Genomic DNA, 25,961 nt, shown 5'->3' on the forward strand with positions numbered 1-25,961 from the left:
CTGGTACGCCATGCAATGCATCACCCCACATCGGCCTTACCCGCTGTTTGATACGGCGACCACCCAGCGCATCGAGCGCCACGCTGCTGCCGCGCTGCCCGCGCACACCTTGATGCAGCGCGCGGGCCTGGCTGTGGCGCAGTTGGCCCGGGCGCTGGCACCGCACGCGCGCACCATCTGGATTGCCTGTGGCCCCGGCAACAACGGCGGCGATGGCCTGGAGGCCGCCATGCACCTGCACCGCCAGGGCCTGGACGTGGCCGTGACCTGGCTGGGTGATCCGGAACACTGCCCTGCCGATGCACGCCAATCGTGGCAGCGCGCGCAGCAAGCCGGCGTTGCGCTGGTCAAACACCCCCCCGCACTGGGCCCACAAGACCTGTGCATTGACGCCTTGCTGGGTATAGGTCTGCGCCCCGGCCCGGTGCCAGAGCCATTGCTGGCACTGCTGCAGCAGCTGTACGCCAGCCCCGCCACGCTGCTGGCCGTGGACGTACCCACCGGACTGCAAGCCGATACAGGGCAATACGCGGCTGGTTTTTTTCCCAGCGCAGCCACCGTCCCCCAGCACGCACCTTCTGCTGCGCGCCACACCCTGAGTCTGCTGACGCTCAAACCTGGCCTGTTCACGGCTGCGGGACGGGATGCTGCAGGCACCGTCTGGCTGGACGACCTGCTCACTACCCCCCCCGCACACGAGGCACCTTGTGCCTGGCTGACAGGCCCACCCCATCCGCTGCCACGCCCCCATGCCAGCCACAAAGGCAGCTATGGCGACGTGGCGGTGGTGGGTGGAGAAGGGCTGCATGCACGCGGCATGGGCATGGTCGGCGCGGCGATTTTGGCGGCACGCGCTGCGTTGCACAGCGGTGCAGGCCGCGTGCTGGTGAGCCTGCTCGGCAACACCCAACTGCAATTGGACATACAGCAACCCGAGCTGATGCTGCGCGAGTTTGCTGCCCTGCCACTGGAGCAATTGACCGTGGTGTGCGGCTGCGGTGGCGGCGAGACTGTGCGCACCGTGCTGGCGCAGGTGCTGGAGCGCAGCGCACGGCTGGTGCTCGATGCCGATGGGCTCAACGCCGTGGCCTCGTCTGAGTCCTTCCAGCAATCCCTGCAAATGCGGGCGCAGCGCGGTCAGACCACCATCCTCACGCCCCATCCCCTGGAAGCTGCGCGCCTGCTGGGCACCAGTGCCGCCCAGGTGCAAGCCCACAGGCTGATGGCAGCACAGCAACTGGCCCAGCGCTTTGCTTGCGTGGCGGTACTCAAGGGCTCCGGCACGGTCGTGGCAGCACCTGGCACCACGCCCTGGCTCAACCCGACAGGCAACGCCCGTTTGGCTGCTGCGGGCACTGGCGATGTACTGGCAGGCATGGTGGCAGCACGCTGGGCCAGCGGCATCCACGCGCCGCAGGCGGCCACTGAGGCCGTATTTGCACACGGCCTGGCCACCGACCAGTGGCCTGCCAAGGAAGCACTGACTGCTGGGGTGTTGGCCCAAGGTCGGCATTTTTTCTGATACCACCCCACTCACAGGGCAGCGATTCGGTATAGACACATCGACTTTTTCACGCCTTCGTGGCTGCGCACTCCAAAGAGTGCGACCTGTTTTTTTCCTGCGGTAGGATGTTGTGGTGAATTGTCACAAAGTGCATGGGGTTAATGCCTGCACTGTCGGTGCGGTGTAGGTTTCGCGGCGCACTCCTCCCACGGCCAACCACATCTTTCTATGACTGCTTCTACATTTTCTGTTTCGCCTGCTCTTGTGCGCTCGCGCATGAAGGTGGGCACAGCCATGGGGCTGGGTTTTGCCCTGGTCATTGTGTTGGGTGTTGTCATGGCCCTGGTGGCCTGGGTGCAGTTCACCCGCGCCAGCGCAGAGGCCACCGTATTGGTGGAAGACCGCATGGTCAAGGTCACGCGCGCCAACGAGATCATTGACAACCTCAACAGCCAGGCCAATGCCGTGCGCAACATTGTGCTGGCGGGAGACCCTGCAACCATGCAAGCAGAAAAGCAACGCATCGACAGACTGCGCACGCAAGGCGTCGAGTTGCTCAAGTTGCTGGACCAGTCGCTCAACTCGCCCGAAGGAAAAGCCAATTTCCAGCGGGCCAAGGACGCCGGTTGGACGTATGTGGGACAGCTTGACAAGGCCATCGCCCTGGGCATGGCCAACGACACTGCACAGGCCCGGGACATTTTGATCGGCCCGGCACGCCAGGGCCATGAGCAGGCGATTGACGCACTCAAAGACACCGTGGCCTTCCAGCAAAAGCAGATGGAAGTGGCTGCACACCGCATTGAAGACATTGCCAGCAACACCAGCCGACTGATGCTGGTGATTGCCTTGCTCTCGGCCTTGATCGGTGCAGGGGTGGCGTTTTTTCTCACCCGCTCCATCACCCGCCAGCTGGGGGGCGAGCCCTATTACGCTGCGGCGATTGCGCATGAAATTGCCGATGGCAACCTGGCTGTGCAGGTGCAACTGCGTCCGGGCGATACCACCAGCTTGCTGGCCACCATGCAGATGATGCGTGACAGCCTGGCCCAGGTGGTGGCACGCGTGCGCCAGGGCAGCGAGGCCGTCGCTACCGCCAGCGCGCAGATTGCCCAAGGCAACCAAGACTTGTCTGGGCGCACTGAAAGCCAGGCCAGCGCGCTGGAAGAAACCGCCGCCTCGATGGAGGAGCTGGGTTCCACCGTGCGGCAAAACGCCGACAACGCGCGTGCGGCCAACCAGCTGGCGCAAAGCGCCTCCGGCGTGGCGGTGCAAGGCGGCGAAGTGGTGGCCCAGGTAGTGCAGACCATGGACGGCATCAGCACATCGAGCAAGAAAATTGCCGACATCATCAGCGTCATCGACGGCATTGCCTTCCAAACCAACATCCTGGCACTGAATGCCGCCGTCGAAGCGGCGCGGGCTGGCGAACAAGGCCGGGGCTTTGCCGTGGTGGCCAGTGAGGTGCGCAGCCTGGCCGGGCGCAGTGCCGAGGCATCCAAAGAGATCAAGCGCCTGATCACCGACAGCGTCGATCGTGTCGAACAAGGCAGCACCTTGGTCAACCAGGCCGGACAGACCATGGAAGAAGTGGTGCACAGCGTGCGCCGCGTGACCGACATCATGGGCGAGATCAGCGCGGCCAGCAGCGAACAAAGCGCTGGAGTCACCCAGGTCAGCGAGGCCGTGACGCACATGGACCAGGCTACGCAGCAAAACGCTGCGCTGGTGGAGGAAATGTCTGCGGCGGCCACCAGCCTGAACCAGCAAGCGCAAGACCTGGTGCAGGCAGTGTCTGTGTTCCGTCTGGAGGCGGGATCAGCCTACCGCCCTGTTGCACGCAGTGCAACAGCACCAGCACCACGCCCGGCTCCACCAGCGCCCAAGGTGCCAGCCACAGCGCCAGCAGCAGCCAGACTGACCGCTCGCGCCCCGGCACCGGCCAAAGCCCCTGCGGCCCATGCGCCTGCGAGCACTCCCGCAATGCCCCCCCCACCACCGGCCAAGCACAACGACGACGATTGGGAAGCTTTTTGACCATGCTGGTGCTGCCCCGTCACTTTGGCCACCGCTGTGCGGCCTGGCTGGCATCGGTCTGCATGGTCTGGCTGCTGGCTGGTTGCGGCCCACGCTATGAGCCGCCACTGATGGTGGGAACCAACATCTGGGCCGGTTATGAGCCTTTGTATCTGGCACGCGACCTGGGCTATTACAAGGGCCAACCCGTGCGCCTGGTGGAACTGGGCTCCACCACCCAGGTGATGGACGCACTGCGTACCGGACGTCTGGATGTGGCTGGCGTCACCTTGGACGAGGCACTGACGCTGGCCCACGAAGGGGTACCCATTGCAGTCATCTGGGTGATGGACATCTCGGCTGGGGCCGATGCCATCGTGGCCCGCCCTCCCATCACCCAAGTGACGCAACTGCGCGGGCGCCGTGTGGGGGTAGAGCAAACTGCCGTGGGCGCCTACATGCTGCAAGGTGCGCTACAGCAAGCGGGGCTGAAGGTAGGAGACGTGACAGTGGTGCCGCTGCCGATTGATGAACATGTGGCCGCCTGGCGCAGTGGCAACGTCGATGCTGTAGTGACCTTTGACCCGGCCCGCCAGACCCTGCTGAAAGAAGGGGGGAAAGAGATTTTCGACAGCCGCGCACTCCCCGGCGAAATCGTTGATGTGTTGGTGGCCCGCCACAACGCCTTGCAGTGCTGCGAACAGCGCATTGCTGCATTGCTCAAAGGCCAGCGCCAGGCTCTGGACTATTTGGCACAGCACCGCGACGATGCCTTGCTGCGCATGTCGCGCCGCCCAGGCAGCCCGCCTGAAGACGTGGGTGTAGCCTTGGCTGGAATGGAACTGCCTGACGCCGCACGCAACCGCAGCCTGCTGCAAAGCCCTGCTGCCGGGGCAGCCCCCAGCCCCACGCTGCACGATACGGCACAGCGCCTGGCGCAGATCATGCGTGCCAAAGACATCTTGGGCCACGATGTGTCGGTGCAAAATTTGATTGATGCGCGCTTTGTACGGGAGCCATCGCCATGACACACCAGCCCTTGCCACCGACGAGCGCACCCCTTCCCACGGTGCGGGTGCTACCGCTGCGCTGGTGGCTGCCGCTGACGCTGGTGATCACCTGCGGGCTGGCTTTTACGCTGTTGGTGCTACAACAACAGCGCCACTACGCCCTCGATTTACAGCATTTCAGCGACCGCACCGCCCATGCCGAACTGCTGGGCACGCAGCGCAACCTGGAAACCGTGCTGCGCCGCAAAGACGGCAGTGGCCTCGACGGCGTGGTGGCCGAGCTGGGTCTGAACCCGGCGGTGGCCCACGCGCTCTTGCTCGACGCAAGCGACGGCGTGCTAGCGGCCACCCGGTTTGCCTGGCGTGGCAGTCCTGGCGTGGAAGTGCTGCCGCATTACCCACAAGACCTGGTGAACAAGGCACGCCAGCAACAACGTGAGCAACTGCACTTGGACGTGGAGCAGCGCCACCTGTGGGCCGTAACCCCAGTCATGCTGGCGCTGGAAGCCGGGGCCATCCGTTCCAGCCGCCAAGGCGTGCTCTTGGTGGAATACGACCTGACGCCGATTGCTGCGCAATCGAGCGCCCACATCCGCCAGCAAGCCCAGGTTTTTGCCGCCGTAGTGCTGCTGGCGGCGATGTGTTTGCTGGTGCTGGCGCGCTGGGGCGTGATGCGCCCCGTCAACGCACTGCGCGCCAGCATGGCCCGCATTGGCGCAGGTGATTTTCAGGCGGTACCAGCGCTGCGCGGCGAGGGCGAATTCCAAGAACTGGGCCAAGCCCTGGGGCAGATGGCACAAGCGCTACAGCACAGCAGCCAAGCACTGCGCGAGAGCGAAGCACGGTTTCGCCAGCTCTCCGATGTGTCCTTTGAGGCCATTTTCTTGCACGCGGGGGGACGCATTGTGGACGCCAACGCTGCCGCCGAGCGCCTAGTGGGCGTAGCCCCCGGTAGTTTGCGTGGCACCGATATGCTGTCCTGGGTGGCACCGGGTAGCCGCGATGCCATCCGCCAACGCATTTCACTGCGCATTGAGGGCACATGGCAAGTAGACATGGTGGACACCCAGGGCCAATTGATTGCTGCCGAAGCCAGCGTGCGCCAGCGTGAGATTGATGGCAGCTCGCTGCGGGTGGTGGCCGTGCGCGACATCCGTGAACGCTTGGCCGCTGAGGCACAAATCCGCCAACTGGCCCATTTCGATGCCCTCACGGGTTTGCACAACCGGCGCTTTTTGCTCGAGCAAGTGGCGGCGGAGCTGGCCCGTCCGTCCGTGGATGGCCAGCCTCAGCGCGCTGCGCTGGCCACGCTCAACCTCAACGCCTTCCAGTCAGTGAACGACTCCTTGGGCATGGCAGCTGGGGATGCGGCACTGCGCATCGTGGCACAGCGCTTGAGCAGCTTGTTGACTGCCGGTCAGAGCCTGGCGCGTGTGGACGGCGACACGTTCGCCATCTTGGTAACCGACTTACAAGGCAATCTGCAAACTGCCAGCGCCCAGGCAGCACGTGCCATTGAGCAACTGTTGACAGCCGTGGCTGAACCGTTGGAAGTACAAGGCCAGACCTTGCACCTCTCCGCAGGTGCCGGGGTAGTGATGATCCCCAACGACAGCCGCGACCCACCCGAGCTGTTGCGCGAAGCCGAAACCGCGATGCACCGCGCCAAGGAAGCGAACGATACCCAAGTACAGTTTTTCGCCCACGCCCTGCAAGAAGCGGCAAGCGAGCGCCTGGCCCTGCGCAACGACCTGCGCCAAACCTTGCGCTTGCCGCCGTCAGCGCAGCAATTGCTACTGCATTACCAGCCCCAAGTGAACGCAGCGGGCAACCTGCTGGGGGTAGAGGCACTGGTACGCTGGCAACATCCCAGCCGGGGTCTGATACCGCCAGGTGCTTTCATTGCCGAGGCTGAATCCTGCGGCCTGATCGTTCCCTTGGGCCACTGGGTACTGCAAGAGGCGGTAGCGTGCCTGCGCCGCTGGCAGCAGCAGACCGACTGCGCCCCGTGGGCCAAGCAGTTGACCATGGCTGTCAACGTCAGTCCACGCCAGTTCCGCGAGCCCGACTTCATCTCCCGCATCGAAGACGTGCTGGCGCAGGTGGGGGTCAGCGCCTTGTCACTGGAGCTGGAACTGACCGAAAGCGTGGTGGCCGACGACCTGGAAACCACCCTGGAAAAAATGGCTTTGCTGCGTGACCGGGGCGTGCGCTTTGCCTTGGATGACTTTGGCACTGGCTACTCCAGCCTGGCCTACCTCAAGCGTTTGCCCATCGACACGCTGAAGATCGACCGTTCCTTCGTCATGGATATTGATGCCACCACACAAAGTGGCCCGGGCAAACGTCCGGCTGTATTGATTGACGCCATCATCGCCATGGCGCACCAACTGGAAATGCGCGTGCTGGCCGAAGGCGTGGAAACCGGCACCCAGCGCGAGCGTTTGGTGCGCGCGGGCTGTGATATTTTTCAGGGCTACCACTTCAGCCGCCCTCTGCCCGAGGCCGGTTTGCAAGCCTGGGCCAACCAGCTGCACACCAGCGAATAATCTTGGGGCGTAAACGGTTCAGGCGTGGGTGCGAACCCAGCTTTTGAGCACGTCATTGATGCGGGTTTGCCAGCCGTCGCCCGATGCCTTGAATCTCTCCAGCACTTCCACATCCAGGCGCAGCGTTACCTGGGCCTTGGTGCCGCTGCCCAGTGGGCGACCACGGCGCACCAGGGGTTTGGCCTGCGCCCATTCGGCATCCGTGAACGGCACCGCGTCAGGGTCTGCCAGCGCAGCAGCAGCAATGGCTGCATCCTCGGCAGGTGTCGGCAGAATGGTTCCGGCTTTAAGTTTCGGCATAGCGTTTCACCTCTCGGCTGTTGGCTTTTCTCAAACTGATAACGCGGCGCTCTGTCGGCTGCTCAGGCGGGCGGTCAACAAACACCAGGGCCATGGTGCGCAAGCCGATGTAGCCCAGCGCCACCATGCGGTGGCTCGCCATAGTCCCGGCGCTTGTCCGGCCACACCACGGCGGTGTCCCATTCAAAGCCCACTGCATCCGATAGTGACAGCCCATGCTTTGCCAGATTGGCGCTGTCTTTGGCCGGGTCGAATGCGACTTTCATCGCTTAATTGTAGTTACGTTTTTTCAGAAGCGCACGACCCTGTTTACTGGCGCTGCCCCACGGCGTGTCACCTCGCTCATGCCGTGGGCCTTGGCCACCTGGCGCAGCGCCAGCAGCAGTACCAGCACCGCCCCCTTGTCGCCGCTGTCGCCAGGGGTGGCTACGCGCCCACGGGTCTGGCCTTGTTGTCCGGCTCAGACTTCAAAAACGATAGCTGCTTGCGCGCACTGTATAAGGGCTGGTGCTGGTTTTGACTGGTAAATCAGGCTGTAGCCATGTAGCTAGGGGTGGCTACGCCGCTTTCACGGATTTGGTGGTAGCTGCTCCAGCCCGGCGACCGTTTTGCGTACCCCTCGCGCGCCACCAGCTCGAGCCCCTCGCCCAAATTGGCAGCGGCCTTGCGCTGACCCACCCTGCTCTCCTGCACGGGGTCAAAGCCGCCAGCCTTGACGGTGTTGGCGGCATCGCGGGCAGCGGCCAAGCCCACCTCTGGGTAACTGCCAAGCGCCATGCGCCCTTCTTTGCCGTCCTTGCGGTACTTCCAGAACCACCGCTTGAAGCCGCTCGGGCTGATTTCCAGATACAGGCCACCAGAGTCGGCCAGTCGCTCGCGCTTTTTTTCTGGTGGGCAGGTGGTTTTCTTGCAGGCGGTATCGGTCAGCATGGTGCAGCTCCTCCAAGCGGTGGGGGAACAGCAGGAAATGGGCTTCTACAGAGGAGGATGGGGGAACAAAACCCCCGTTTCCCTACGTCTGCGCCAGTTGTTCCCCCGTTTGTTCCCTCGTTTTAAGGGGGCTTGCAATGTGCCTTGTTGGCCTATCTTGCCCAGTTGCTCACCCGTTCGCCCAATGAAAAACCCGCCAACTGTTTCCGGTTGGCGGGTTCTGTACTGTCAAATGGTCGGTGTGAAAGGATTCGAACCTTCGACCCCTTGCACCCCATGCAAGTGCGCTACCAGGCTGCGCCACACACCGACAAGAATTGAATTATATACTGAAAATTTACCCTATCCAAGAATCAGTCAATTTTTGTGAAAAAAACCGCAACAACGCTGTAGATCCACCGGAACAGCCACACCCGCTCAGGCAGCAGAGGCCGCCTGAATCTGCTCTTTCAGCTTGCTGCTGGCGTGAAAAGTCACCACCCGGCGCTCGCCAATCGGAATGATCTCTCCGGTGCGCGGGTTGCGCCCGGGCCGGGGCGCCTTGGTGCGTATCTGAAAATTGCCAAAACCAGACAACTTCACATCCGCACCGTCGATCAGCCGCTGCGCAATCAGCTCAAAAAACGCATCCACCATGTCTTTGGATTCGCGTTTGTTCAAGCCCACATGGTCAAACAGCAAATCGACCAACTGCGCCTTGGTCAATGCAGGTGTGTCGGGGCTTTCTGTGCCGGATTGCGTCATGCTGTGCTCCCGTTGCGCATTACACACGCAATCTGGCGCCGGTCTGGGCGGCCAGTTGCGCTACCACTGCCTGCACGGCGGCGTCGATGTCCGCCTCGGTGAGCGTGACCTCGCCGCTGCCCAGCGTCAGGCGCACAGCCAGGCTCTTCTCACCGGGCGCCAGACCGGTGGTCGGGGCCGCGTCAGCACCCTTGACTGGCTTGGGACGGTACACATCGAACAGCACCGCATCGCGCAGCAGCGCTTCGGGCACGGCAGAGTGGATCGCCGCCATCAGCTGGGCATGGGTCACACTCTCGGCCACCACCACGGCCAGATCGCGCTCCACGCTCTGGTGCTTGGGCACGGCCTTGAACTGGGGCACCACGCGCTGCAACACGGCATCGAGTTCCAGCTCAAACAGCACCGGCGCCTGGGGCAGCTCCCACGACTGGCGCCACTGCGGGTGCAACTCGCCGACAAAACCGATGGCGCGGCCCGCCAGCAGCACCTGCGCGCAGCGGCCCGGGTGCATGGTCGGGTGGGTGGCGGGCACAAACTCGGCCTTCAGGGGGTACAGCAGCGCTTCCACATCGCCTTTGACATCAAAGAAGTCGATGGCCTGCTCCTTGCGTCCCCACTGCAGCACGTCGGCTGGGCCGCAGGCCAGACCGGCGATGCGCATGGGCTGGTCAAAGCCTTCCACGGTGGAGTCGGTGTTGGCCACCGAGGCATCGCGCAAAAACACCCGGCCCAGCTCAAAGACGCGCACGCGCTGCGCACGGCGGTCCAGGTTGAACTTCAAAACCTGTAGCAGTGAACCCAGCAAGGACGAGCGCATCACGCCCATTTGGCTGGCAATCGGGTTGAGCAGCTTGATCGGCTGGGCATTGCCCGCCAGTTCGCGCTCCCAGCGCTCATCGACGAAGCTGAAGTTGATGGTTTCCTGGTAGCCCAGCGCGGCCATCTGGCGGCGCGCAGCAAAAGCACTGCGCTGGTTTTCAGCACGCAGCTTGGGCGTGATGGGCGCCAGCGGCGGCGTGGTGGGCAGCTGGTTGTAGCCCACCATGCGCGCCACTTCTTCGATCAGGTCTTCTTCAATGGTCAGATCAAAGCGGTAGGACGGCGGCGTGACGGTGATGGTGCCCTCGCCCTGCGCCAGCGGCAGGCCCAAGCGGGCCAGCGCGTCGGCGCACTGCGCTTGCGTCAAAGGCATGCCAATCACACGGGCAGCGCGGGCCACGCGCAAGGTGACGGGTTGGGCCTGCGGCACATTCACCTGCACATCATCGACCGGGCCAGCGCTGCCGCCACAAATGGCCTGCACCAGTGCGGTGATGCGCTCGATGTGCTCCACCGTCTGGCCGGGATCGACACCGCGCTCAAAGCGGTGCCCGGCGTCGGTAGAAAAGTTATAGCGGCGCGAGCGCCCGGCAATCGCCTTGGGCCACCAAAAAGCCGCTTCGATATAGACGTTTTGCGTGTCGTCCGACACCGCTGTGGCATCGCCGCCCATGATGCCAGCCAGCGATTCCACCTGCTGGTCGTCGGCGATCACGCCCACCTGGCCATCGACCTCCACGGTGTTGCCATTGAGCAGCTTGAGCTGTTCGCCCGGCTGGCCCCAGCGCACATCCAGGCCGCCGTGGATTTTGTCGAGGTCAAAAATGTGCGAGGGTCGGCCCAGCTCGAACATGACGTAGTTAGAAATGTCCACCAGCGGCGCCACGCTGCGCTGGCCACAGCGCGCCAGGCGATCGACCATCCACTGCGGCGTGGCGGCGCGCGGATTCACGCCGCGCACAATGCGCCCGGAAAAACGGCCGCACAAATCGGGGGCGCTGATTTTGACGGGCAGGCGGTTGGTGTGCGCCTGCGCCACGGCCGGAAACTCCGGCTGCTTGAGCGGCGCGCCGGTCAGGGCGGACAGCTCACGGGCAATGCCGTACACGCTCAGGGCATGGGCCAGATTGGGCGTGAGCTTGAGCGTGAACAGCGTGTCGTCCAGGTTCAGGTGCGCGCGGATATCCTGGCCCAGCGGGGCGTCGGGTGCCAGCTCCAGCAACCCGCCATGCTCCTCAGACAGCTTGAGCTCGCGCGCCGAGCACAACATGCCCTGGCTTTCTACGCCGCGCAGCTTGCCCACCTTGATGAGAAAAGGCTTGCCGTCTTCACCGGGCGGCAGTTCAGCGCCCACCAGCGCGCACGGCACGCGGATGCCCACGCGCGCATTGGGCGCGCCGCAGACGATATTGAGCAGCTCAGGCTGGCCCACGTCCACCTGGCACACGCGCAGGCGGTCGGCGTTGGGGTGCTGCTGCGCGTCCTTGATCTCACCGACGACGATTTTGGTGAACGGCGGCGCAACCGGTTGTAATTCTTCGACCTCCAGCCCCGCCATGGTCAGGGTGTCGGCCAGTTCTTGGGTGGAAAGCGGCGGGTTGCAGAATTCGCGCAACCAGGATTCAGGAAATTGCATAGTCAGACTTTGTTGGCGTGCTCTGAAAAAGAGAGCTGGTAGCGCTTACTGGCAGGTCGTTTCAGCATAAAAACACGATGAAACCCAGTGCAGCCGTGCGCTAGCAGCTCACTTTTTTGATTATTGGAACTGCGACAGGAAGCGGATATCACCGTCAAAGAACAGTCGCAGGTCGTTCACGCCATAACGCAGCATGGTCAGGCGATCCGGGCCCATGCCAAAGGCAAACCCGATGTATTTCTCTGGGTCCAGGCCCATGTTGCGCACCACGTTGGGGTGAACCTGGCCCGAGCCAGCCACCTCCAGCCAGCGCCCGGCCAGCGGGCCGGTCTGGAACTGGATGTCGATTTCTGCACTGGGCTCGGTGAACGGGAAAAAACTGGGACGAAAGCGCAACACCAAATCATCGCTTTCAAAGAACGTGCGGCAAAAGTCGGTAAACACGACCTTCAGGTCTTTGAAGCTGACATTTTCGCCAATCCACAGCCCTTCGCACTGGTGGAACATGGGCGAATGCGTGGCGTCGCTATCGACGCGGTAGGTACGGCCGGGCACGATGACGCGGATTTCGGGCATGGCCTGGCCCGCATCCAGCAACGCGCGGTGCTTTTTCACATGCTGCACGGCGTAACGCACCTGCACCGGGCTGGTGTGCGTGCGCAGCAAATTGGGCGCGTGCGCAGGGCCACCTTCGACATAAAACGTGTCGTGCATGGAGCGTGCGGGGTGGTCTTCGGGCGTGTTCAGCGCCGTGAAGTTGAACCAGTCGGTCTCAATTTCCGGGCCTTCGGCCACGTCGAACCCCATGGAGCCAAAAATGCCTTCGATGCGTTCCAGCGTCAGCGATACCGGATGCAATCCGCCCGCACCGCGCTGGCGGCCCGGCAAACTCACGTCCAGTGCTTCGGCCTGCAATTGCAACTGCAGTTCAGCGTCGGCCAGCGCCTGGCGGCGGGCAGTGAGGGCTGCTTCAATCGCTTGCTTGGCCACGTTGATGGCAGCACCGCGCGATTTCTTTTCCTCTACGGAAAGCTGTGCCATGCCTTTCATGAGTTCGGTCATGCGACCGGACTTGCCCAAAAACTGGGCCTTGGCATTTTCCAGATCGGCCGGTGTTGCACTCTGTGCAAACAGCTGCCGCGCACTTTCGACCAGGGAGTCCAACTCGTTCATATTCGCTCTTGAAAAAGAAACAAGGGCTAGCGCCTTTTCAAGCTCTAGCCCTTGCTGTTTGTGCGCTGAACGCTATCGAATCAATAGCGTTCGCCGTGAACTCAGGCAGCCAGCTTGGCCTTGACCTGCTCCACGATGCTACCGAATGCAGCCTTGTCATGCACGGCCAGATCGGCCAGCATCTTGCGGTCGATTTCGATGCAGGCTTTCTTCAGGCCGTTAGCGAACTGGCTGTACGTCAGGCCCAGTTCACGGGCACCGGCGTTGATACGGGCAATCCACAGCTGGCGGAAGACGCGCTTGCGGTTACGACGGTCACGGTAGGCGTATTGCCCAGCCTTCATCACCGCCTGTTTGGCGATGCGATAGACGTTACCGCGGCGACCACGGAAACCCTTGGCGAGTTTCAGAACTTTTTTGTGACGGGCATGGGCCGTTACACCACGTTTGACGCGAGGCATGTATTTACTCCTTGTTCGTCAGTGAATTACAGGCCCGACTTGGGCAGCATCTGCGCCATGTGACCCATATTGGTCTCATGAACGGCGGCGATACCACGCAACTGGCGCTTGTTCTTGGTGGTCTTCTTGGTCAAGATGTGACGCTTGAAGGCATGACCGCGCTTGACGGTACCACCCGGACGAACGCGGAAGCGCTTTTTAGCGCTGCTCTTGGTCTTCATTTTGGGCATGTGAATGCTCCTTTAGTTGTGCTCGTGAGGCGTCTGCAAACCGATTTGCAAACTTGTTGGCCCCGAGCCACTTTTATCGACAGGCATAACGCCCATCACGGAAAAACGCTTGCGCTGTTTTTCCTGCAAGCAGAACCACCTTTTCAGGCAGCCCTGGCTTATTTCAATGGCACTAGGCCAATAGATTATTCAGCAGGCGCTTCAGTGACCGTTTTGGCCGCAGAAGCTTTTTTGCGAGCAGGCGCAATCATCATGATCATCTGCCGACCTTCCAGCCGAGGGAATTGCTCGACCAGAATGGTGTCGGCCAGATCGTCGCGAATGCGATTGAGCAATGCCAAACCCAGCTCTTGGTGCGTGATTTCACGGCCACGAAACCGCAGCGTGATCTTGCACTTGTCGCCATCCGCCAAAAAACGGCGGATGTTGCGCATTTTGATGTTGTAGTCGCCATCGTCCGTACCAGGACGAAACTTGACTTCCTTGATCTCAATGACCGTTTGCTTGGCTTTGGCTTCTGCAGCACGCTTTTGCTCAAGGTACTTGAACTTGCCATAGTCCATGAGACGGCACACTGGAGGGTTGGCTGTGGCGGCAATTTCAACCAGATCCACATCCAACTCGCCTGCCATACGCAAGGCTTCCATCAAGCTGACCACGCCGAGCGGCTCGTTCTCAGGGCCGGAAAGACGCACTTCAGGCGCCATGATTTCACGGTTCAGACGGTGTTTGCGCTCTTCGCGGTGGCGACGATCACGAAATTCAGTAGCTATGGCTATCACCTTCAATCAAAATGCTACAAAAAGCGTAGCTGCTTTGGCACACTGCGCAAGCGCAAAAGCCTTTCATCAGGCTTTTTCAGCGACAGTCTTACTGATGAGTTCAATAAACGCATCAATAGACATCACACCAAGGTCTTTATTGCCCCGAGCTCGCACTGCGACTGCACCGGCTGCACGCTCCTTGTCGCCAGCGACGAGGATGAAAGGCAGCTTCTGCATGGAATGCTCACGTATTTTATACGTAATCTTTTCGTTTCGCAGGTCCAGCGCTACGCGCAAAGGGTGCTGCGGCAGTGCTTTTTCGAGTTTTTCGGCAATTTCACGACAGTAATCGGCCTGGTTGTCGGTGATATTGAGCACCGCCACCTGCACCGGTGCCAGCCAGGTGGGCAGTGCACCAGCGTGTTCTTCGATCAAGATCCCGATAAAACGCTCCAGGCTACCGACAATGGCGCGGTGCAAAATTACCGGGCGCTTGCGCGATCCATCTTCGGCCACATATTCGGCATCCAGGCGCTCGCTCAGGTTGAAATCCACCTGTATGGTGCCGCACTGCCATTCGCGGCCAATCGCATCTTTGAGCGTGTATTCGATCTTCGGGCCGTAAAAGGCACCATCCCCCTCGGAAATCACAAACTCGCAGCCCGAATGGCGCAGGCTGTCCATCAGCGCCTGTTCGGCCTTGTCCCAGAGTTCGTCCGAACCGATGCGCGCAGCCGGACGGGTCGAGACTTTGTACAGGATGTTGGTAAAGCCAAAATCTGCATACACCTGCTTAAGCACCTTGGTGAAGGTGTCGCATTCAGCCAGAATTTGGTTTTCGGTGCAAAAAATGTGCCCATCATCCTGCGTAAAGCCGCGCACACGCATGATGCCGTGTAAGCCACCCGAAGGCTCATTGCGGTGGCACTGGCCAAACTCACCGTAGCGCAGCGGCAGATCACGGTAGCTTTTGATGCCTTGCTTGAAGATCAGAATGTGACCAGGGCAGTTCATCGGTTTGAGCGCGTAATCGCGCTTTTCCGACTCGGTGATGAACATGTTGTCACGGTACTTGTCCCAGTGGCCGGTTTTTTCCCACAGGGTCTTTTCCAAAATCTGCGGGCCCTTGACCTCTTGGTAATGGTTGTCGCGGTACACACGGCGCATGTACTGCTCCACCTCCTGCCACAGCGTCCAACCTTTGGGGTGCCAGAACACCAGGCCGGGGGCATGTTCGTCCATGTGGAACAAATCCAGTTCGCGGCCCAGCTTGCGGTGGTCACGCTTTTCGGCTTCTTCCAGACGGGTCAGGTACTGCTGCAGCTCATCCTTACTGGCCCAGGCCGTGCCGTAAATGCGTTGCAGCATCTCATTGTGGTGGTCACCGCGCCAGTAGGCTCCTGCCACTTTCATCAGCTTGAAGTGCTTGAGCTTGCCGGTGCTGGGCACGTGGGGACCACGGCACAGGTCTTCAAACGCTCCTTCACGGTACAAACTCACATCTTCATTGCTGGGGATGCTGGCAATCAGCTCGGCTTTGTAATGCTCGCCCAAGCCTTTGAAGTAGGCCACTGCTTCGTCACGCGGCAGTACGCGACGCACCACAGGCTCGTCTTTGTTGGCCAGTTCGGCCATTTTCTTTTCGATAGCAGCCAAGTCTTCAGGGGTGAACGGGCGCTTATACGAAAAGTCGTAATAAAAACCGTTGTCGATCACCGGGCCGATGGTGACTTGCGCATCCGGGAACAACGCCTTCACCGCATACGCCAGCAAGTGGGCGGTGGAGTGGCGAATCACGTCCAGGCCGTCAGCGTCCTTGGCAGTGACGATGGACAACGGGCTGTCCTGCGTGATTTGGTAGCTGGTATCGACCACTTTGTCGCCAATCTTGCCTGCCAGCGCCGCTTTGGCCAAACCGGCACCAATCGAGGCGGCCACCTCGGCCACTGTGACAGGGCCGGGGTATTCGCGCTGAGAGCCGTCGGGGAGCGTGATGTGAATCATGAAAATCCTTGTCAAATCCAAAAAATGAATGCGCGCTGTTCGAAAAAAAAGCGCGGAACAAGTCCGCGCTTTGGAGGGATAGGCAAATCTCGTGCAGGCGCGAACCACCGGCCTCAAAGGCCGGAAAAAGTCTCCGATGTAGTTCGCGGTGTCATAACCAGATTGCCTTTCTCGCTCTTATGCAAATGAAAATTTGCTTGGATTTTACCCGAATACGCCAAAAGTCCGGTACAGACTGCACCGCGCTTTTGGCACTTCAGCGCACCACGCTACTCAGTGGGTACACAAGTCCGGCTCGCCCTGCCCCCGTTGCCAGCAAGGACTTTGCCGATGGGGATCGGGGTACGGAATACCGTCGTCGTCAAGGCGCACTGGGTAGGTACTGAATCCGCTGGCCCCGGCACGGTCGAAGGTCATGCGCAGCACCCAGGCTTGGCGCTGGCGGTCGTTGTCGGTTTCTTTCATGACGAAGTTGCCCACGCTGTAGATGATGGGTTTGTCCTGGTACAACTCCACGTCTTGCGTGACATGGGGGTGCCCGCCAATGATGGCATCTGCTCCGGCATTGATCAGCAAGCGCGCCAGCTGCCGCTGCCTGCCGTTGGCTGTCGACTCGTTTTCCCAACCCCAGTGCATGAATACCACCACCAGATCGGCACGGTGCTGCTGGCGTGCGCGCTGGATATCGGCCACCACTTGCTCATCTTCGCTCCAGGCAATGCCGGGCGCATCGTGGTCGGCCTCAAAACTGCGCGGCATGAACTCGTTGTAACTCAGCAAAGCCACGCGCAAACCAGCCAGCTCCACCAGCCACGGGGCATGGGCTTCACTGAGATTGCGCCCACCTCCTGCCTGGGCCAGATTCGCGGCCTGCAACCACCCCAGCATTTCGGCAAATGCCGCCCGGCCATAGTCGCCCGAGTGGTTGTTGGCCAACGTGACGCCATCGAGATGGCGGCGCAATACCGGCAACACTTGAGGGTGAGCGCGAAAGGTGTAGTTTTTGTCCACTGGCTCACCGGTGGTGGCAACCACACACTCCAGGTTGGCCACGCGCACATCGGCACTGGCAAAGAGCGGCGCCACGGCGGCCAGTGGATCACCGCCGCGGGCAATCAGGGCGCCTGCGGCATCGTCCAAGGTGGTGTCCCCCGCGAACACCAAAGAAAACGAGGGTGTATCCGCACTCCCCCAGCTGCACGCCAGGCCAAGCAGCAAAGCCAGCGCCCATTTCATGGTGCGACCTCCATCAAAGCACATTGGTATACCAGTTCACGCTCCATAGGCCCTGCATATAGGCGCTGCTCACCCGTGAGTGCAACGCGTCCATCCGGCCCTGGGGATGGATAAGGAGGCCAGTATTTGGCTTGCTGTATCAGCACCGGTTGGCGCTGCGTCTGCCAATAAACATAAATGCTCAGGTGCCCCAGTTGCGCCCCCTGCCCCACCAGCACCGGCTTGAAGCGAAAACGCCCGGCAATGTCCACCCCGGCGACACGATAAGGATCTTCAGTGGGCATGGCGACGACTGTCTCCGTTGTGCCAGCGTAAGTCACCTGACATTGCAAAACGGTCACAGCCCACACCGGCGACCACCCCATGCAGCCCACCAACCCGGCCAGCAGCCCTGCACACACCCTTGTTGGCAAGCAATTCATCGACCTACTCCATGCAAAAAAGCCACCCCGCAGGGTGGCTGGCTACGGGCAGAAACCCGGCGCTCTGGCAAGCGCCTGGGCCTGCTATATCAGTGGAACTGCTCTTCTTCGGTAGAGCCTGTCAGTGCCTTGACGGAGGAAGAACCGCCCTGGATCACGGTGGTCACGTCATCGAAGTAACCTGCGCCCACTTCTTGCTGGTGCGATACGAAGGTGTAACCCTTGTCGCGGGCAGCAAATTCTGGCTCTTGCACCATGTTGACATAGTGCTTCATGCCTTCGCCACGGGCGTAAGCGTGGGCAAACTGGAAGGTGTTGAACCAGTTGATGTGGATACCGGCCAGCGTGATGAACTGGTACTTGTAGCCCAGTGCCGACAGCTCTTCCTGGAACGAAGCGATCTGCGAGTCGTTGAGGTTTTTCTTCCAGTTGAAGGAAGGCGAGCAGTTGTACGACAGCAGCTTGCCGGGGTTGGCGGCCAGCACGGCCTGGGCAAATTCACGGGCGAAGCCAATGTCGGGCACGCCGGTTTCGCACCACACCAGGTCGGCGTAAGGAGCGTAGGCCACGCCACGGCTGATGGCTTGTTCCAGACCGTTTTTGACGCGGTAGAAGCCTTCTTGCGTGCGCTCGCCGGTCAGGAAGGGCTGGTCGTTGGCGTCGTGGTTGCTGGTGATCAGGTTGGCGGCTTCTGCGTCAGTACGGGCCAAGATGATGGTGGGCACGCCCATCACGTCAGCAGCAAAACGGGCCGAGATCAGCTTTTCGCAGGCTTCTTGCGTAGGAACCAGCACCTTGCCGCCCATGTGACCGCACTTCTTCACGGCAGCCAGTTGGTCTTCAAAGTGAACGCCCGCAGCACCGGCGGCGATCATGTTCTTCATCAGTTCGAAAGCGTTGAGCACGCCGCCGAAACCGGCTTCGGCATCGGCCACGATGGGCAGGAAGTAGTCGATGAAGCCTTCATCGCCAGGGTTGATGCCACGGCCCCACTGGATTTCGTCAGCGCGCTTGAAGGTGTTGTTGATGCGGCGCACCATGGTGGGCACCGAGTCGTAGGCGTACAGCGACTGGTCGGGGTACATGGTTTCCGACGTGTTGCCGTCAGCAGCCACTTGCCAGCCCGACAGGTACACGGCTTCCAGACCTGCTTTGGCTTGCTGCATGGCTTGACCGGCGGAGATAGCGCCGAAGGCATTCACGTAGCCCTTCTTGGCACCGCCGTTGACCTTTTCCCACAACTTTTCAGCGCCGCGACGGGCCAGCGTGTGCTCGATAGGCAGCGAACCGCGCAGACGCACCACGTCAGCAGCGCTATAGCCGCGCTTGACACCCTTCCAGCGGGGGTTTTGTGCCCAGTCTTTTTCCAAGGCGGCAATTTGCTGTTCGCGGCTGAGTTGTTGGGTCAGGGATTGGGGCATGTGGTCACTCCAGAGGTTGTTGAATTTACAGGGCGGCAGTGCGTCGCTCACAGAGCAACTTTAAGTCTTATACAAGACTAAAGCAACCTCTTATGTCTTATATAAGACAAAAGAATTTTTCTTTTTAAATCAATTACTTAATATCTTATTTTCACAATATGAATTTTTTATTTCTGTTGTGAAAAATAAAAGCACATGGTGAGCGTCCTTTTTTTCACTATGTAGAAAATTTATTTCATTTAACGAAAAATGATGCCCCTCCCACCTTGTGCGCAACGCAAGGCCGCGCCGCCCTCCTCCCCCTGCGGCACCCAGGCCTGGTGGTCCAGCCGCACTCAAGCCGTCTCGATGACCGGGGTGTTGCGCGCCAGCACAGCCAGCCCGGTAGTCAGGGCGGCCATGGCGATGCAAAAAATCATGATCGCCACCGGCAAACCCAGGTGGTCGGACAGCCAGCCCACACCCAGAATAGGCACGATGGTGCCCAGGTACCCCACCACCAGGTACGTGGAGAGCAAGCCCGAGCGCGTCTGCGGTTGCGCCACCTTGTTGACGATGGCAATCCCGGCCAGGTTGACCAGGCCATGGCCGCTGGCGGTGGTGAGCACGCTGAGTACAAACAGCGCAGGCCAGCCCGTCCAGGTGGTGGCCATCAGCAGCAGGTTGCACACGGCCAGCAAACCCAGCCCCCAGATGGCACAGGTTTTGGTGTGTACCGGGCGGGCCAGCCACTGAAAACCGGCCGACAAAAACAAAATCATGGCGATGGACAAGCCGCTCACGGCAGGCCCGTGCCAGGGCACCATTTGCACCATGAAGCTCGGTGCCAGCGAGGCATACAGGCCAAAAATCCCGAAAGTGCTGAAAGCCCCCAGGCAAGCGATCAGAAAAGGCCGGCGCACGGCAGGCAGCGGCAAGGTGATGCGCGGCAGCCAGTCGCGGGCGGTCAGGGCGGGGGCGTTGGCAGGCAGCGCCACGCGCACCTGAAACAGCGCGTACAACGCCAGCCCGCCCAGCACCAGACTGGGGATATAGGCGCTGACCAAGGGCTGCGGCAGCCACTGCGCGATCAGCCCGCCCACCAGCGGCCCCAGACCAAAACCCAGCGCCATGGCAAAACTGGTCATGGCAGAGGCACGCATGACGTTGCCGCTGCGGCTGAGCTGGGTCAGGCCGATGGAGGCCGAGGTGGTGATCATTCCCGAAGCAATGCCGATGAGCACACGGCTAACGACAAACGACACCACGCTCCAGGCCGCCGCCGACAGCAGCACCCCCGCCGTCACCAGCGCCAAACCGCTGCGCAGCACCGGCAAAAAGCCAAACCGGTCACTCAACCGCCCCAGAAACAGCAAACTGGCCAACGCCCCGCCCATATAAGCCACATAGATGCCGGTGATGTGGCTGGGCTGTAGTTGCCACTGCGCCTGGTACAGCGGGTACAGCGGACTGGCCAGGGCCGTGCCCATGACCCCCACGCACATCGCAAAACAAACCCAGGCAAACGGGGGCCAATGGCGTTGCATAAAAAATGGGGGCCTGCCAAGGCCCCAGTCAAATGTGAAGCGGCTCTTTTAACATGAAAATAGCCTCAAACGCACGCCCAATGGGCGCAAGCAGCTCTTCTTTTAGGAGCAAAATAGGCTGTGGCGCTGCGCCATGCGCCCACAGCCCGGCGCCATCAGGGCGCCACGCGCACCCAGCGCAGCTCCAGCCAGTTGTCGGCGCGGTGGACCACGCTCACGTTGGTGCGGGTGGCCCAGGCGCTGTACTGGCGGTGCAGCGGAATATGGTGAACCTGGTCGTTGTGGCGCTTGAACACCTGTTTGATCAGCGCCTTGCGCTTGTCCGGGTCGGCCTCTTTGCTGGAGGCTGCGGCCAGCGCGTCCAGCTCATCGTCCTTGAAGTTGCCCCGGTTGTATTCGCCCACGCCTTTCTCACCCCGGTTGCGGTAGATGGGCGTGAAGGTGGTTTCGGGGTCGGTGATGGAGCCGCCCCAACCAAACAGGTAGGCCGAAGTGTCGAGCTTGTCCAGCTTGGCAAAGAACAGCGCCTTGGGCTGGGCATTGACGCGCACCTTCACGTTGGCCTTGGCCCACTGCGCCGCCAGCGCCTGGCAGATGCGCTCGTCGTTAACGTAGCGGTTGTTGGGGCAATCCAGGGTGAACTCAAAGCCCTGCGGGTAGCCCGCTTCGGCCAGCAGCTTTTTGGCAGCGGCCAGGTCAAACGGCAGGCGCGCCTCAATCTCGGGGTCGTTGAAGCTGCCCAGCGGCGATGGCATGAGCGCCCCGGTCGGGCTGGACTGGCCGTTCATCAGCCGGGTTTTGATGGTCTCGATGTCGGTGGCGTAGTACAGCGCCTTGCGCACGCGCACGTCCTTGAACGGGTTTTTGCCCTTGCTGCCGTACAGCAGTTCATCACGGCCCTGGTCCATGCCGATGTAGAGGACGCGGTTTTCCGGCCCCTCCACCACCTTGATCTGCGCGGTGCTGCGCAGGCGATCGAGGTCGCGCGGGGGCGGGTCGAGCACCAAATCCACCTCACCCGAGAGCAGCGCCGCCGTGCGCGTGGCATCGCTCTTGATGGGCGTATAGACCACCTGCTGCACGTTGCCCTCTATCTGGCCCCAGTAGTTAGGGTTGCGCTTGAGCACGGTTTTCACATCGGGCTCGCGTTTTTCCACGATCCAGGGGCCGGTGCCGTTGGCGTTGAAAGCCGCGTAAGACTCTTCCTTGCTGGCAAAGTTTTGCGTTTGCGTGGCCTTGTGCTCCTCGGCCCAACCCTTGCTCAGGATGTAGAGCGCGTTGAGGTGCTGCAAAAACACCGGGTTGAACTGCGGCAGGTTGAACTCCACCGTCAGGTCATCGATCTTGCGCGCCTCGCCCAGGGCGCTGGCGTAGGCGGCGATTTGCGACGTGGGCTGCTTGGCGCGTTGCAGCGAGAACACCACATCGTCTGCCGTGAACGCGCGGCCATCGTGGAACTTGACGCCCGGGCGCAGCTTGAACGTCCATTGCAGTGGGCCGTTCTGCTTCCACTCGGTGGCCAGCTGCGGGACGATGTTGAGCTGCTTGTCGCGCGCCACCAGAAACTCATAAATCTGGCCGTTGACCACGTTGGTCAGCGACTCGTTCTGGGCATACGGATCGAGGGTGAGCGGGTCGCCCGCTGCGGCCCAGCGCAAAGTTTGGGCCTGGGCCGCCCCCAACAGCGAAGCGGACAACAGGCCAAGGCAAAGAAGGTGTCGCATAGGTGGTGCTTTCTGAAGTGCAGTGGCGGGCTCAGAACCCGGGCAGCACCGAACCCTTGAACTCGGTCTGGATGAACTGGCGAATTTCTTCGGTATGGTAGGCCTTGAGCAGCTTGACCACCCAGGGCTTGTCTTTGTCGGCCTCGCGCACGGCAATCAGGTTGACGTAGGGGCCTTTGGCATCTTCCAGCACGATGGCATCCTTGGTCGGGTTCAGGCCCGCCGGGATGGCAAAGTTGGTGTTGACCGCCGAAGCGTCCAGATCGTCCAGCGAGCGTGGCAACTGGGCCGCATCCAGCTCCACAAACTTGAGCTTTTTCGGGTTGGACACCACATCCAGCGGTGTGGCCTTGAGGCCAGCGCCTTCCTTGAGCTTGATCAGGCCACTGCTTTGCAGCAGCAACAGCGCGCGGCCCCCATTGGTGGGGTCGTTGGGCAGGCCAAAGCGGGCGCCGTCTTTCAGCTCGGCCAGGCTCTTGACCTTTTTCGAGTACAGGCCCATGGGGAAGTTGACCGTGTAGCCCACCGACACGATCTTGTAGCCCCGGTCTTTGACCTGCGCGTCCAGATAGGGCTTGTGCTGGTAGGCGTTGGCGTCGAGGTCGCCCGAGGCCAGGGCCGCGTTGGGCTGCACGTAGTCGCTGAACTCGATCACCTGAATCTGCAAACCCTGCTTGGCCGCGACTTTTTTCACTTGCTCAAAAATCTGCGCGTGCGGGCCTGCGGTGACGCCGATTTTCAGGGGCTTGTCCTGGGCCAGCGCGCTGGAACCGAAGCTGGCGACCAAGGCCAGGGCGAAGGTGGATTGCAACAGAGAGCGCTTGTTCACAGGAAAACCTTTCAAATAGGAATGGGTTGTATCTTAAAAATAACTCTATAAAACCCAAACGACTATTTTTTCATTTTTTCAATCTTTTAAGGCATAACAAATACCCGCCGCAGCCGGGTCAGGGTAGCGCCGGTAGTCGCTCCAGCAGTCGCGCCGTATGCTGGGAATTTCCACCTCCAACGGCAACCAGGGCAGGCACCATGAACCCATCGAACCGCGCCACCGTGTTCCGCGACCGTACCGACGCTGCCCACCAACTGGCAGCGCAGTTACAGCCCTACCGTGGCAAAAAGCCGCTGGTATTGGCCATACCGCGCGGTGCGGTGCCCATGGCCAAATCCCTCGCGGCGGCGCTGGAGGGTGACTTCGACGTGGTGCTGGTGCGCAAGCTGCGCGCACCCTTCGCGCCCGAAGTCGCCATTGGCTCCGTCGATGAGAGCGGCTGGACTTATCTGTCGCCCTACGCCGCTACGGCAGGTGCCGATCAGGACTACATCGCCGCCGAGAAGCAGCGGCAACTGGAAGTCATCCGCCAGCGGCGGGTGCAGTACACGCCGATACGGCCACCCCTGAACCCTGCGGGGCGCATCGTCATCGTGGTGGACGACGGCCTGGCGACCGGCGCCACCATGGTGGCCGCCTTGCACGGCCTGCGCCAGCGCCATCCCGCCAAGCTGATCTGCGCCGTGCCGGTGTCGTCACCAGAGGCGCTGGCCATGGTTCGCCCCTTGGCCGACGAGGTGCTGTGCCTGCAAGCGCCCGCAGAGTTCCATGCCGTGGGCCAGTTCTACCGGGACTTTTCCCAGGTCGAGGACGATGAAGTCATCGCCCTGCTCCAGCCATAGGGAGACATGGGCGAACCGGGTCAGGCGGGCGTATCAGGCGGCAGGCAGGTTTCAAACCAGTCAGCCGCTTGCCGGGCCACAGCCTCCAGGGTGCCTGGTTCCTCGAACAAATGGGTGGCGCCCGGAACCACGCTCAAGCGGTGCGGGCAGTGCATCAGCGCAGCCGCCTGCCGATTGAGTTCGAGCACCTCTTCATCACGGCTGCCCACCAGCAACAGGGTGGGGCAATCCACACGCGCCAAGTCCTCGGGCCCTGCCAGGTCGGGCCGTCCGCCACGCGACACCACGGCACGGATGGCAAAGCCCGGTGCAGTGGCCGCCCTCAGGGCCGCTGCGGCCCCGGTGCTGGCACCAAAGTAGCCCACGGGCAGAGACTGGGTGAGCGGATGCCGGGCCAGCCAGCGTGTTGCCACGCACAGCCGCTGCGTCAGCAGGGAAATATCGAAGCGGCTGCGGTAGTCCTGGTCTTCCTCGGGCGTGAGCAAATCCAGCAGCAAAGTGCCCACGCCACGCGTGTGCAGCACCCCGGCCACATAGTTGTTGCGCAGGCTGTGTCGGCTGCTGCCACTGCCATGGGCGAACAGCACCACCCCGACAGGTGCCGTGGGCAGCGCCAGCAGGCCCTCGATATGCACCTGGCCCACGGGAATATGAACCAGCTGTTCCAGTGGCAAGCTCATGGGCGCCTCCCGTCAGAGGTCGACGCCCCGCAGGCCACGCGCAGTACTGCAGCCCCCTGGAATGCGCCCTGGCGCAACTGCGCCAGCGCTTCATTGGCCTGCTCCAGTGCAAACACCCGCACCTCGGTGCGCAGCGGGGCCTGCCCGATGGCCTCAAAAAACGCCAGCCCGTCGCTGCGCGTCAGGTTGGCCACGGAGCGGATGCTGCGCTCGCCCCACAACCAGGCATAGGGAAAGCCGGGAATGTCGCTCATGTGGATGCCCGCGCAGACCACGCAACCGCCCTTGTCGAGCTGCCGCAGGGCAATGGGAACCAGAGAACCTGCGGGCGCAAAGACCAGGGCCGCGTCCAGCGGCTGCGGCGGCGCCTCGTCGGTGCCCCCGGCCCAATCCGCGCCCAGGCTGCGGGCGAATTCCTGGCTGGCCCCATCGCCAGGACGGGTGAAAGCAAAGACATCGCGGCCTTGGGCACGCGCCAGCTGGGTGATGAGGTGCGCAGCCGCGCCAAAGCCATAAACGCCAAGCCGGTGCGGATCACCCGCCAAACGCAGCGCCCGGTAGCCGATAAGACCGGCGCACAGCAACGGTGCCAAATGCACGGCATCGGGCGCTTCGGGCAAGGGCAGGCAATAGCGCGCATCGGCCAGTGTGTAGTCGGCATAACCGCCGTGGATTTGGTAGCCCGTGAAGCGGGCCTGCCCACACAGGTTCTCGCGGCCACTGGTGCAAAAGCGGCATTGCCCGCAAGTCCAGCCCAGCCAAGGCACCCCCACCCGCTGGCCCAGCCGCCAGCCCTGCACACCGGCCCCCAGGCCCGCAACCCGGGCCACGATCTCATGGCCGGGCACCACGGGCAGCACCGGCTCGGGCAACTCGCCATCGAGCAAATGCAGATCGGTGCGGCACACCCCGCAAGCCTCGACGGCCAGCAACAACTGACCCGCCCCGGGAACGGGCTGCACCAGCTCGGTCAGCCGCAGAGGGCGGCCAGGCTGCTCCAGAACCATGGCGCGCATGAACACCCCCGGTTGTCAGGATTGAACAGAGCACCATCTTCCGCCCCGCAGCCATGCGGGTCAAGCCGCTGGAATCGGCAAGCGCGCGCACCATCAAGCCAAGTTACTTTTGGCCCGGC

At 61.8% G+C, this 25,961-nt stretch carries 23 protein-coding genes and 1 tRNA gene; 5 read left to right on the top strand and 19 right to left on the bottom strand.

Translation table 11 applies throughout. The features are described 5' to 3' along the window. The first annotated feature begins 10 nt into the window (after nucleotides 1-10). From EV674_RS11450 to EV674_RS11465, 4 genes are all read left to right on the top strand, one after another. Nucleotides 11-1,522, top strand: a complete 1,512-nt coding sequence (locus EV674_RS11450; RefSeq protein ID WP_119013459.1) for an NAD(P)H-hydrate dehydratase — start codon at nucleotides 11-13, stop codon at nucleotides 1,520-1,522. Nucleotides 1,523-1,732: 210 nt separating this feature from the next. Further along, nucleotides 1,733-3,541: a methyl-accepting chemotaxis protein gene (locus EV674_RS17920; RefSeq protein WP_277749422.1), complete on the top strand. Its 1,809-nt coding sequence runs from the start codon at nucleotides 1,733-1,735 to the stop codon at nucleotides 3,539-3,541. 2 nt (nucleotides 3,542-3,543) lie between these two features. After that, nucleotides 3,544-4,548, top strand: a complete 1,005-nt coding sequence (locus tag EV674_RS11460; protein ID WP_119013457.1) for an ABC transporter substrate-binding protein — start codon at nucleotides 3,544-3,546, stop codon at nucleotides 4,546-4,548. Then, nucleotides 4,545-7,079, top strand: a complete 2,535-nt coding sequence (locus EV674_RS11465) for a putative bifunctional diguanylate cyclase/phosphodiesterase (RefSeq protein ID WP_119013456.1) — start codon at nucleotides 4,545-4,547, stop codon at nucleotides 7,077-7,079. Before EV674_RS11460 ends, EV674_RS11465 begins: the two co-directional genes overlap by 4 nt. An 18-nt stretch (nucleotides 7,080-7,097) precedes the next feature. Here EV674_RS11465 and EV674_RS11470 read toward each other — a convergent pair whose 3' ends face one another. The 17 genes from EV674_RS11470 to EV674_RS11550 form a co-directional block, all read right to left on the bottom strand. Continuing rightward, nucleotides 7,098-7,379, bottom strand: a complete 282-nt coding sequence (locus tag EV674_RS11470) for a BrnA antitoxin family protein (RefSeq protein WP_119013455.1) — start codon at nucleotides 7,377-7,379, stop codon at nucleotides 7,098-7,100. Beyond that, nucleotides 7,366-7,521, bottom strand: coding sequence for a BrnT family toxin (locus tag EV674_RS17965; protein ID WP_306418973.1), 156 nt, complete (start codon nucleotides 7,519-7,521; stop codon nucleotides 7,366-7,368). Before EV674_RS17965 ends, EV674_RS11470 begins: the two co-directional genes overlap by 14 nt. 386 nt (nucleotides 7,522-7,907) lie before the next feature. Next, nucleotides 7,908-8,309, bottom strand: a complete 402-nt coding sequence (locus EV674_RS11480; RefSeq protein ID WP_119013454.1) for an Arm DNA-binding domain-containing protein — start codon at nucleotides 8,307-8,309, stop codon at nucleotides 7,908-7,910. A gap of 233 nt (nucleotides 8,310-8,542) precedes the next feature. Continuing rightward, a tRNA-Pro gene (locus EV674_RS11485) sits at nucleotides 8,543-8,619 on the bottom strand. A gap of 107 nt (nucleotides 8,620-8,726) precedes the next feature. Next, nucleotides 8,727-9,053: an integration host factor subunit alpha gene (locus tag EV674_RS11490; protein ID WP_119013453.1), complete on the bottom strand. Its 327-nt coding sequence runs from the start codon at nucleotides 9,051-9,053 to the stop codon at nucleotides 8,727-8,729. 19 nt (nucleotides 9,054-9,072) lie between these two features. Next, entirely contained in the window at nucleotides 9,073-11,511 is a 2,439-nt protein-coding gene (pheT, locus tag EV674_RS11495; protein WP_119013452.1) for a phenylalanine--tRNA ligase subunit beta, read from the bottom strand. A gap of 120 nt (nucleotides 11,512-11,631) precedes the next feature. Next, the gene (gene pheS / locus EV674_RS11500; RefSeq protein WP_119013451.1) at nucleotides 11,632-12,684 is read right to left on the bottom strand and encodes a phenylalanine--tRNA ligase subunit alpha; all 1,053 of its coding nucleotides are present in this window, start codon (nucleotides 12,682-12,684) and stop codon (nucleotides 11,632-11,634) included. Between the two features lie 101 nt (nucleotides 12,685-12,785). Beyond that, entirely contained in the window at nucleotides 12,786-13,145 is a 360-nt protein-coding gene (gene rplT / locus EV674_RS11505) for a 50S ribosomal protein L20 (protein WP_119013450.1), read from the bottom strand. A gap of 26 nt (nucleotides 13,146-13,171) precedes the next feature. Beyond that, nucleotides 13,172-13,375, bottom strand: coding sequence for a 50S ribosomal protein L35 (gene rpmI, locus EV674_RS11510; RefSeq protein WP_119013449.1), 204 nt, complete (start codon nucleotides 13,373-13,375; stop codon nucleotides 13,172-13,174). A 185-nt stretch (nucleotides 13,376-13,560) separates the two neighbouring features. Further along, the gene (gene infC, locus EV674_RS11515) at nucleotides 13,561-14,157 is read right to left on the bottom strand and encodes a translation initiation factor IF-3 (protein ID WP_119013482.1); all 597 of its coding nucleotides are present in this window, start codon (nucleotides 14,155-14,157) and stop codon (nucleotides 13,561-13,563) included. A gap of 66 nt (nucleotides 14,158-14,223) precedes the next feature. After that, nucleotides 14,224-16,143 carry a threonine--tRNA ligase gene (gene thrS, locus EV674_RS11520; RefSeq protein ID WP_119013448.1) on the bottom strand — a complete coding sequence of 640 codons (1,920 nt, stop codon included), beginning with the start codon at nucleotides 16,141-16,143 and terminating at the stop codon, nucleotides 14,224-14,226. A gap of 273 nt (nucleotides 16,144-16,416) precedes the next feature. Further along, entirely contained in the window at nucleotides 16,417-17,379 is a 963-nt protein-coding gene (locus tag EV674_RS11525; RefSeq protein ID WP_119013447.1) for a CapA family protein, read from the bottom strand. Beyond that, a complete protein-coding gene (locus EV674_RS11530; RefSeq protein WP_241524946.1) occupies nucleotides 17,376-17,663 on the bottom strand; it encodes a hypothetical protein in 288 nt (95 codons plus the stop codon). The genes EV674_RS11525 and EV674_RS11530 overlap by 4 nt, the downstream gene beginning before the upstream one ends. A gap of 227 nt (nucleotides 17,664-17,890) precedes the next feature. Continuing rightward, nucleotides 17,891-19,222: an isocitrate lyase gene (gene aceA / locus EV674_RS11535; RefSeq protein WP_119013480.1), complete on the bottom strand. Its 1,332-nt coding sequence runs from the start codon at nucleotides 19,220-19,222 to the stop codon at nucleotides 17,891-17,893. Nucleotides 19,223-19,557: 335 nt separating this feature from the next. After that, a complete protein-coding gene (locus EV674_RS11540; protein ID WP_165887092.1) occupies nucleotides 19,558-20,748 on the bottom strand; it encodes an MFS transporter in 1,191 nt (396 codons plus the stop codon). A gap of 155 nt (nucleotides 20,749-20,903) precedes the next feature. Continuing rightward, complete coding sequence (locus EV674_RS11545) at nucleotides 20,904-22,472, bottom strand: ABC transporter substrate-binding protein (RefSeq protein ID WP_119013446.1); 1,569 nt, start codon at nucleotides 22,470-22,472, stop codon at nucleotides 20,904-20,906. Between the two features lie 31 nt (nucleotides 22,473-22,503). After that, on the bottom strand, nucleotides 22,504-23,301 hold the full coding sequence (locus tag EV674_RS11550) for a MetQ/NlpA family ABC transporter substrate-binding protein (protein ID WP_119013478.1): 798 nt from the start codon (nucleotides 23,299-23,301) through the stop codon (nucleotides 22,504-22,506). A 200-nt stretch (nucleotides 23,302-23,501) separates the two neighbouring features. Between EV674_RS11550 and EV674_RS11555 the strand changes: the two genes are divergently transcribed. After that, entirely contained in the window at nucleotides 23,502-24,146 is a 645-nt protein-coding gene (locus tag EV674_RS11555) for a phosphoribosyltransferase (RefSeq protein ID WP_119013445.1), read from the top strand. 20 nt (nucleotides 24,147-24,166) lie between these two features. Here EV674_RS11555 and EV674_RS11560 read toward each other — a convergent pair whose 3' ends face one another. Together EV674_RS11560 and EV674_RS11565 are read right to left on the bottom strand one after the other, a co-directional pair. Continuing rightward, complete coding sequence (locus EV674_RS11560; RefSeq protein WP_119013444.1) at nucleotides 24,167-24,826, bottom strand: dienelactone hydrolase family protein; 660 nt, start codon at nucleotides 24,824-24,826, stop codon at nucleotides 24,167-24,169. After that, nucleotides 24,823-25,842, bottom strand: a complete 1,020-nt coding sequence (locus EV674_RS11565) for a zinc-dependent alcohol dehydrogenase family protein (protein ID WP_119013443.1) — start codon at nucleotides 25,840-25,842, stop codon at nucleotides 24,823-24,825. The genes EV674_RS11560 and EV674_RS11565 overlap by 4 nt, the downstream gene beginning before the upstream one ends. Nucleotides 25,843-25,961 lie beyond the last annotated feature (119 nt).

It is taken from the genome of Simplicispira metamorpha (assembly GCF_004341365.1).
GTDB lineage: Bacteria > Pseudomonadota > Gammaproteobacteria > Burkholderiales > Burkholderiaceae_C > Simplicispira > Simplicispira metamorpha.

Coding starts and splice junctions, on each gene's coding strand:
- EV674_RS17965 (WP_306418973.1), bottom strand. CDS start 7,521: ATGGCGAGCCACCGCATGGTGGCGCTGGGCTACATCGGCTTGCGCACC.
- rplT (WP_119013450.1), bottom strand. CDS start 13,145: ATGCCTCGCGTCAAACGTGGTGTAACGGCCCATGCCCGTCACAAAAAA.
- EV674_RS11530 (WP_241524946.1), bottom strand. CDS start 17,663: ATGCCCACTGAAGATCCTTATCGTGTCGCCGGGGTGGACATTGCCGGG.
- EV674_RS11565 (WP_119013443.1), bottom strand. CDS start 25,842: ATGCGCGCCATGGTTCTGGAGCAGCCTGGCCGCCCTCTGCGGCTGACC.
- EV674_RS11540 (WP_165887092.1), bottom strand. CDS start 20,748: ATGCAACGCCATTGGCCCCCGTTTGCCTGGGTTTGTTTTGCGATGTGC.
- EV674_RS11545 (WP_119013446.1), bottom strand. CDS start 22,472: ATGCGACACCTTCTTTGCCTTGGCCTGTTGTCCGCTTCGCTGTTGGGG.
- pheT (WP_119013452.1), bottom strand. CDS start 11,511: ATGCAATTTCCTGAATCCTGGTTGCGCGAATTCTGCAACCCGCCGCTT.
- EV674_RS11470 (WP_119013455.1), bottom strand. CDS start 7,379: ATGCCGAAACTTAAAGCCGGAACCATTCTGCCGACACCTGCCGAGGAT.
- EV674_RS11480 (WP_119013454.1), bottom strand. CDS start 8,309: ATGCTGACCGATACCGCCTGCAAGAAAACCACCTGCCCACCAGAAAAA.
- EV674_RS11450 (WP_119013459.1), top strand. CDS start 11: ATGCAATGCATCACCCCACATCGGCCTTACCCGCTGTTTGATACGGCG.
- EV674_RS17920 (WP_277749422.1), top strand. CDS start 1,733: ATGACTGCTTCTACATTTTCTGTTTCGCCTGCTCTTGTGCGCTCGCGC.
- thrS (WP_119013448.1), bottom strand. CDS start 16,143: ATGATTCACATCACGCTCCCCGACGGCTCTCAGCGCGAATACCCCGGC.
- EV674_RS11560 (WP_119013444.1), bottom strand. CDS start 24,826: ATGAGCTTGCCACTGGAACAGCTGGTTCATATTCCCGTGGGCCAGGTG.
- EV674_RS11460 (WP_119013457.1), top strand. CDS start 3,544: ATGCTGGTGCTGCCCCGTCACTTTGGCCACCGCTGTGCGGCCTGGCTG.
- EV674_RS11465 (WP_119013456.1), top strand. CDS start 4,545: ATGACACACCAGCCCTTGCCACCGACGAGCGCACCCCTTCCCACGGTG.
- pheS (WP_119013451.1), bottom strand. CDS start 12,684: ATGAACGAGTTGGACTCCCTGGTCGAAAGTGCGCGGCAGCTGTTTGCA.
- EV674_RS11490 (WP_119013453.1), bottom strand. CDS start 9,053: ATGACGCAATCCGGCACAGAAAGCCCCGACACACCTGCATTGACCAAG.
- EV674_RS11525 (WP_119013447.1), bottom strand. CDS start 17,379: ATGAAATGGGCGCTGGCTTTGCTGCTTGGCCTGGCGTGCAGCTGGGGG.
- EV674_RS11555 (WP_119013445.1), top strand. CDS start 23,502: ATGAACCCATCGAACCGCGCCACCGTGTTCCGCGACCGTACCGACGCT.
- aceA (WP_119013480.1), bottom strand. CDS start 19,222: ATGCCCCAATCCCTGACCCAACAACTCAGCCGCGAACAGCAAATTGCC.
- rpmI (WP_119013449.1), bottom strand. CDS start 13,375: ATGCCCAAAATGAAGACCAAGAGCAGCGCTAAAAAGCGCTTCCGCGTT.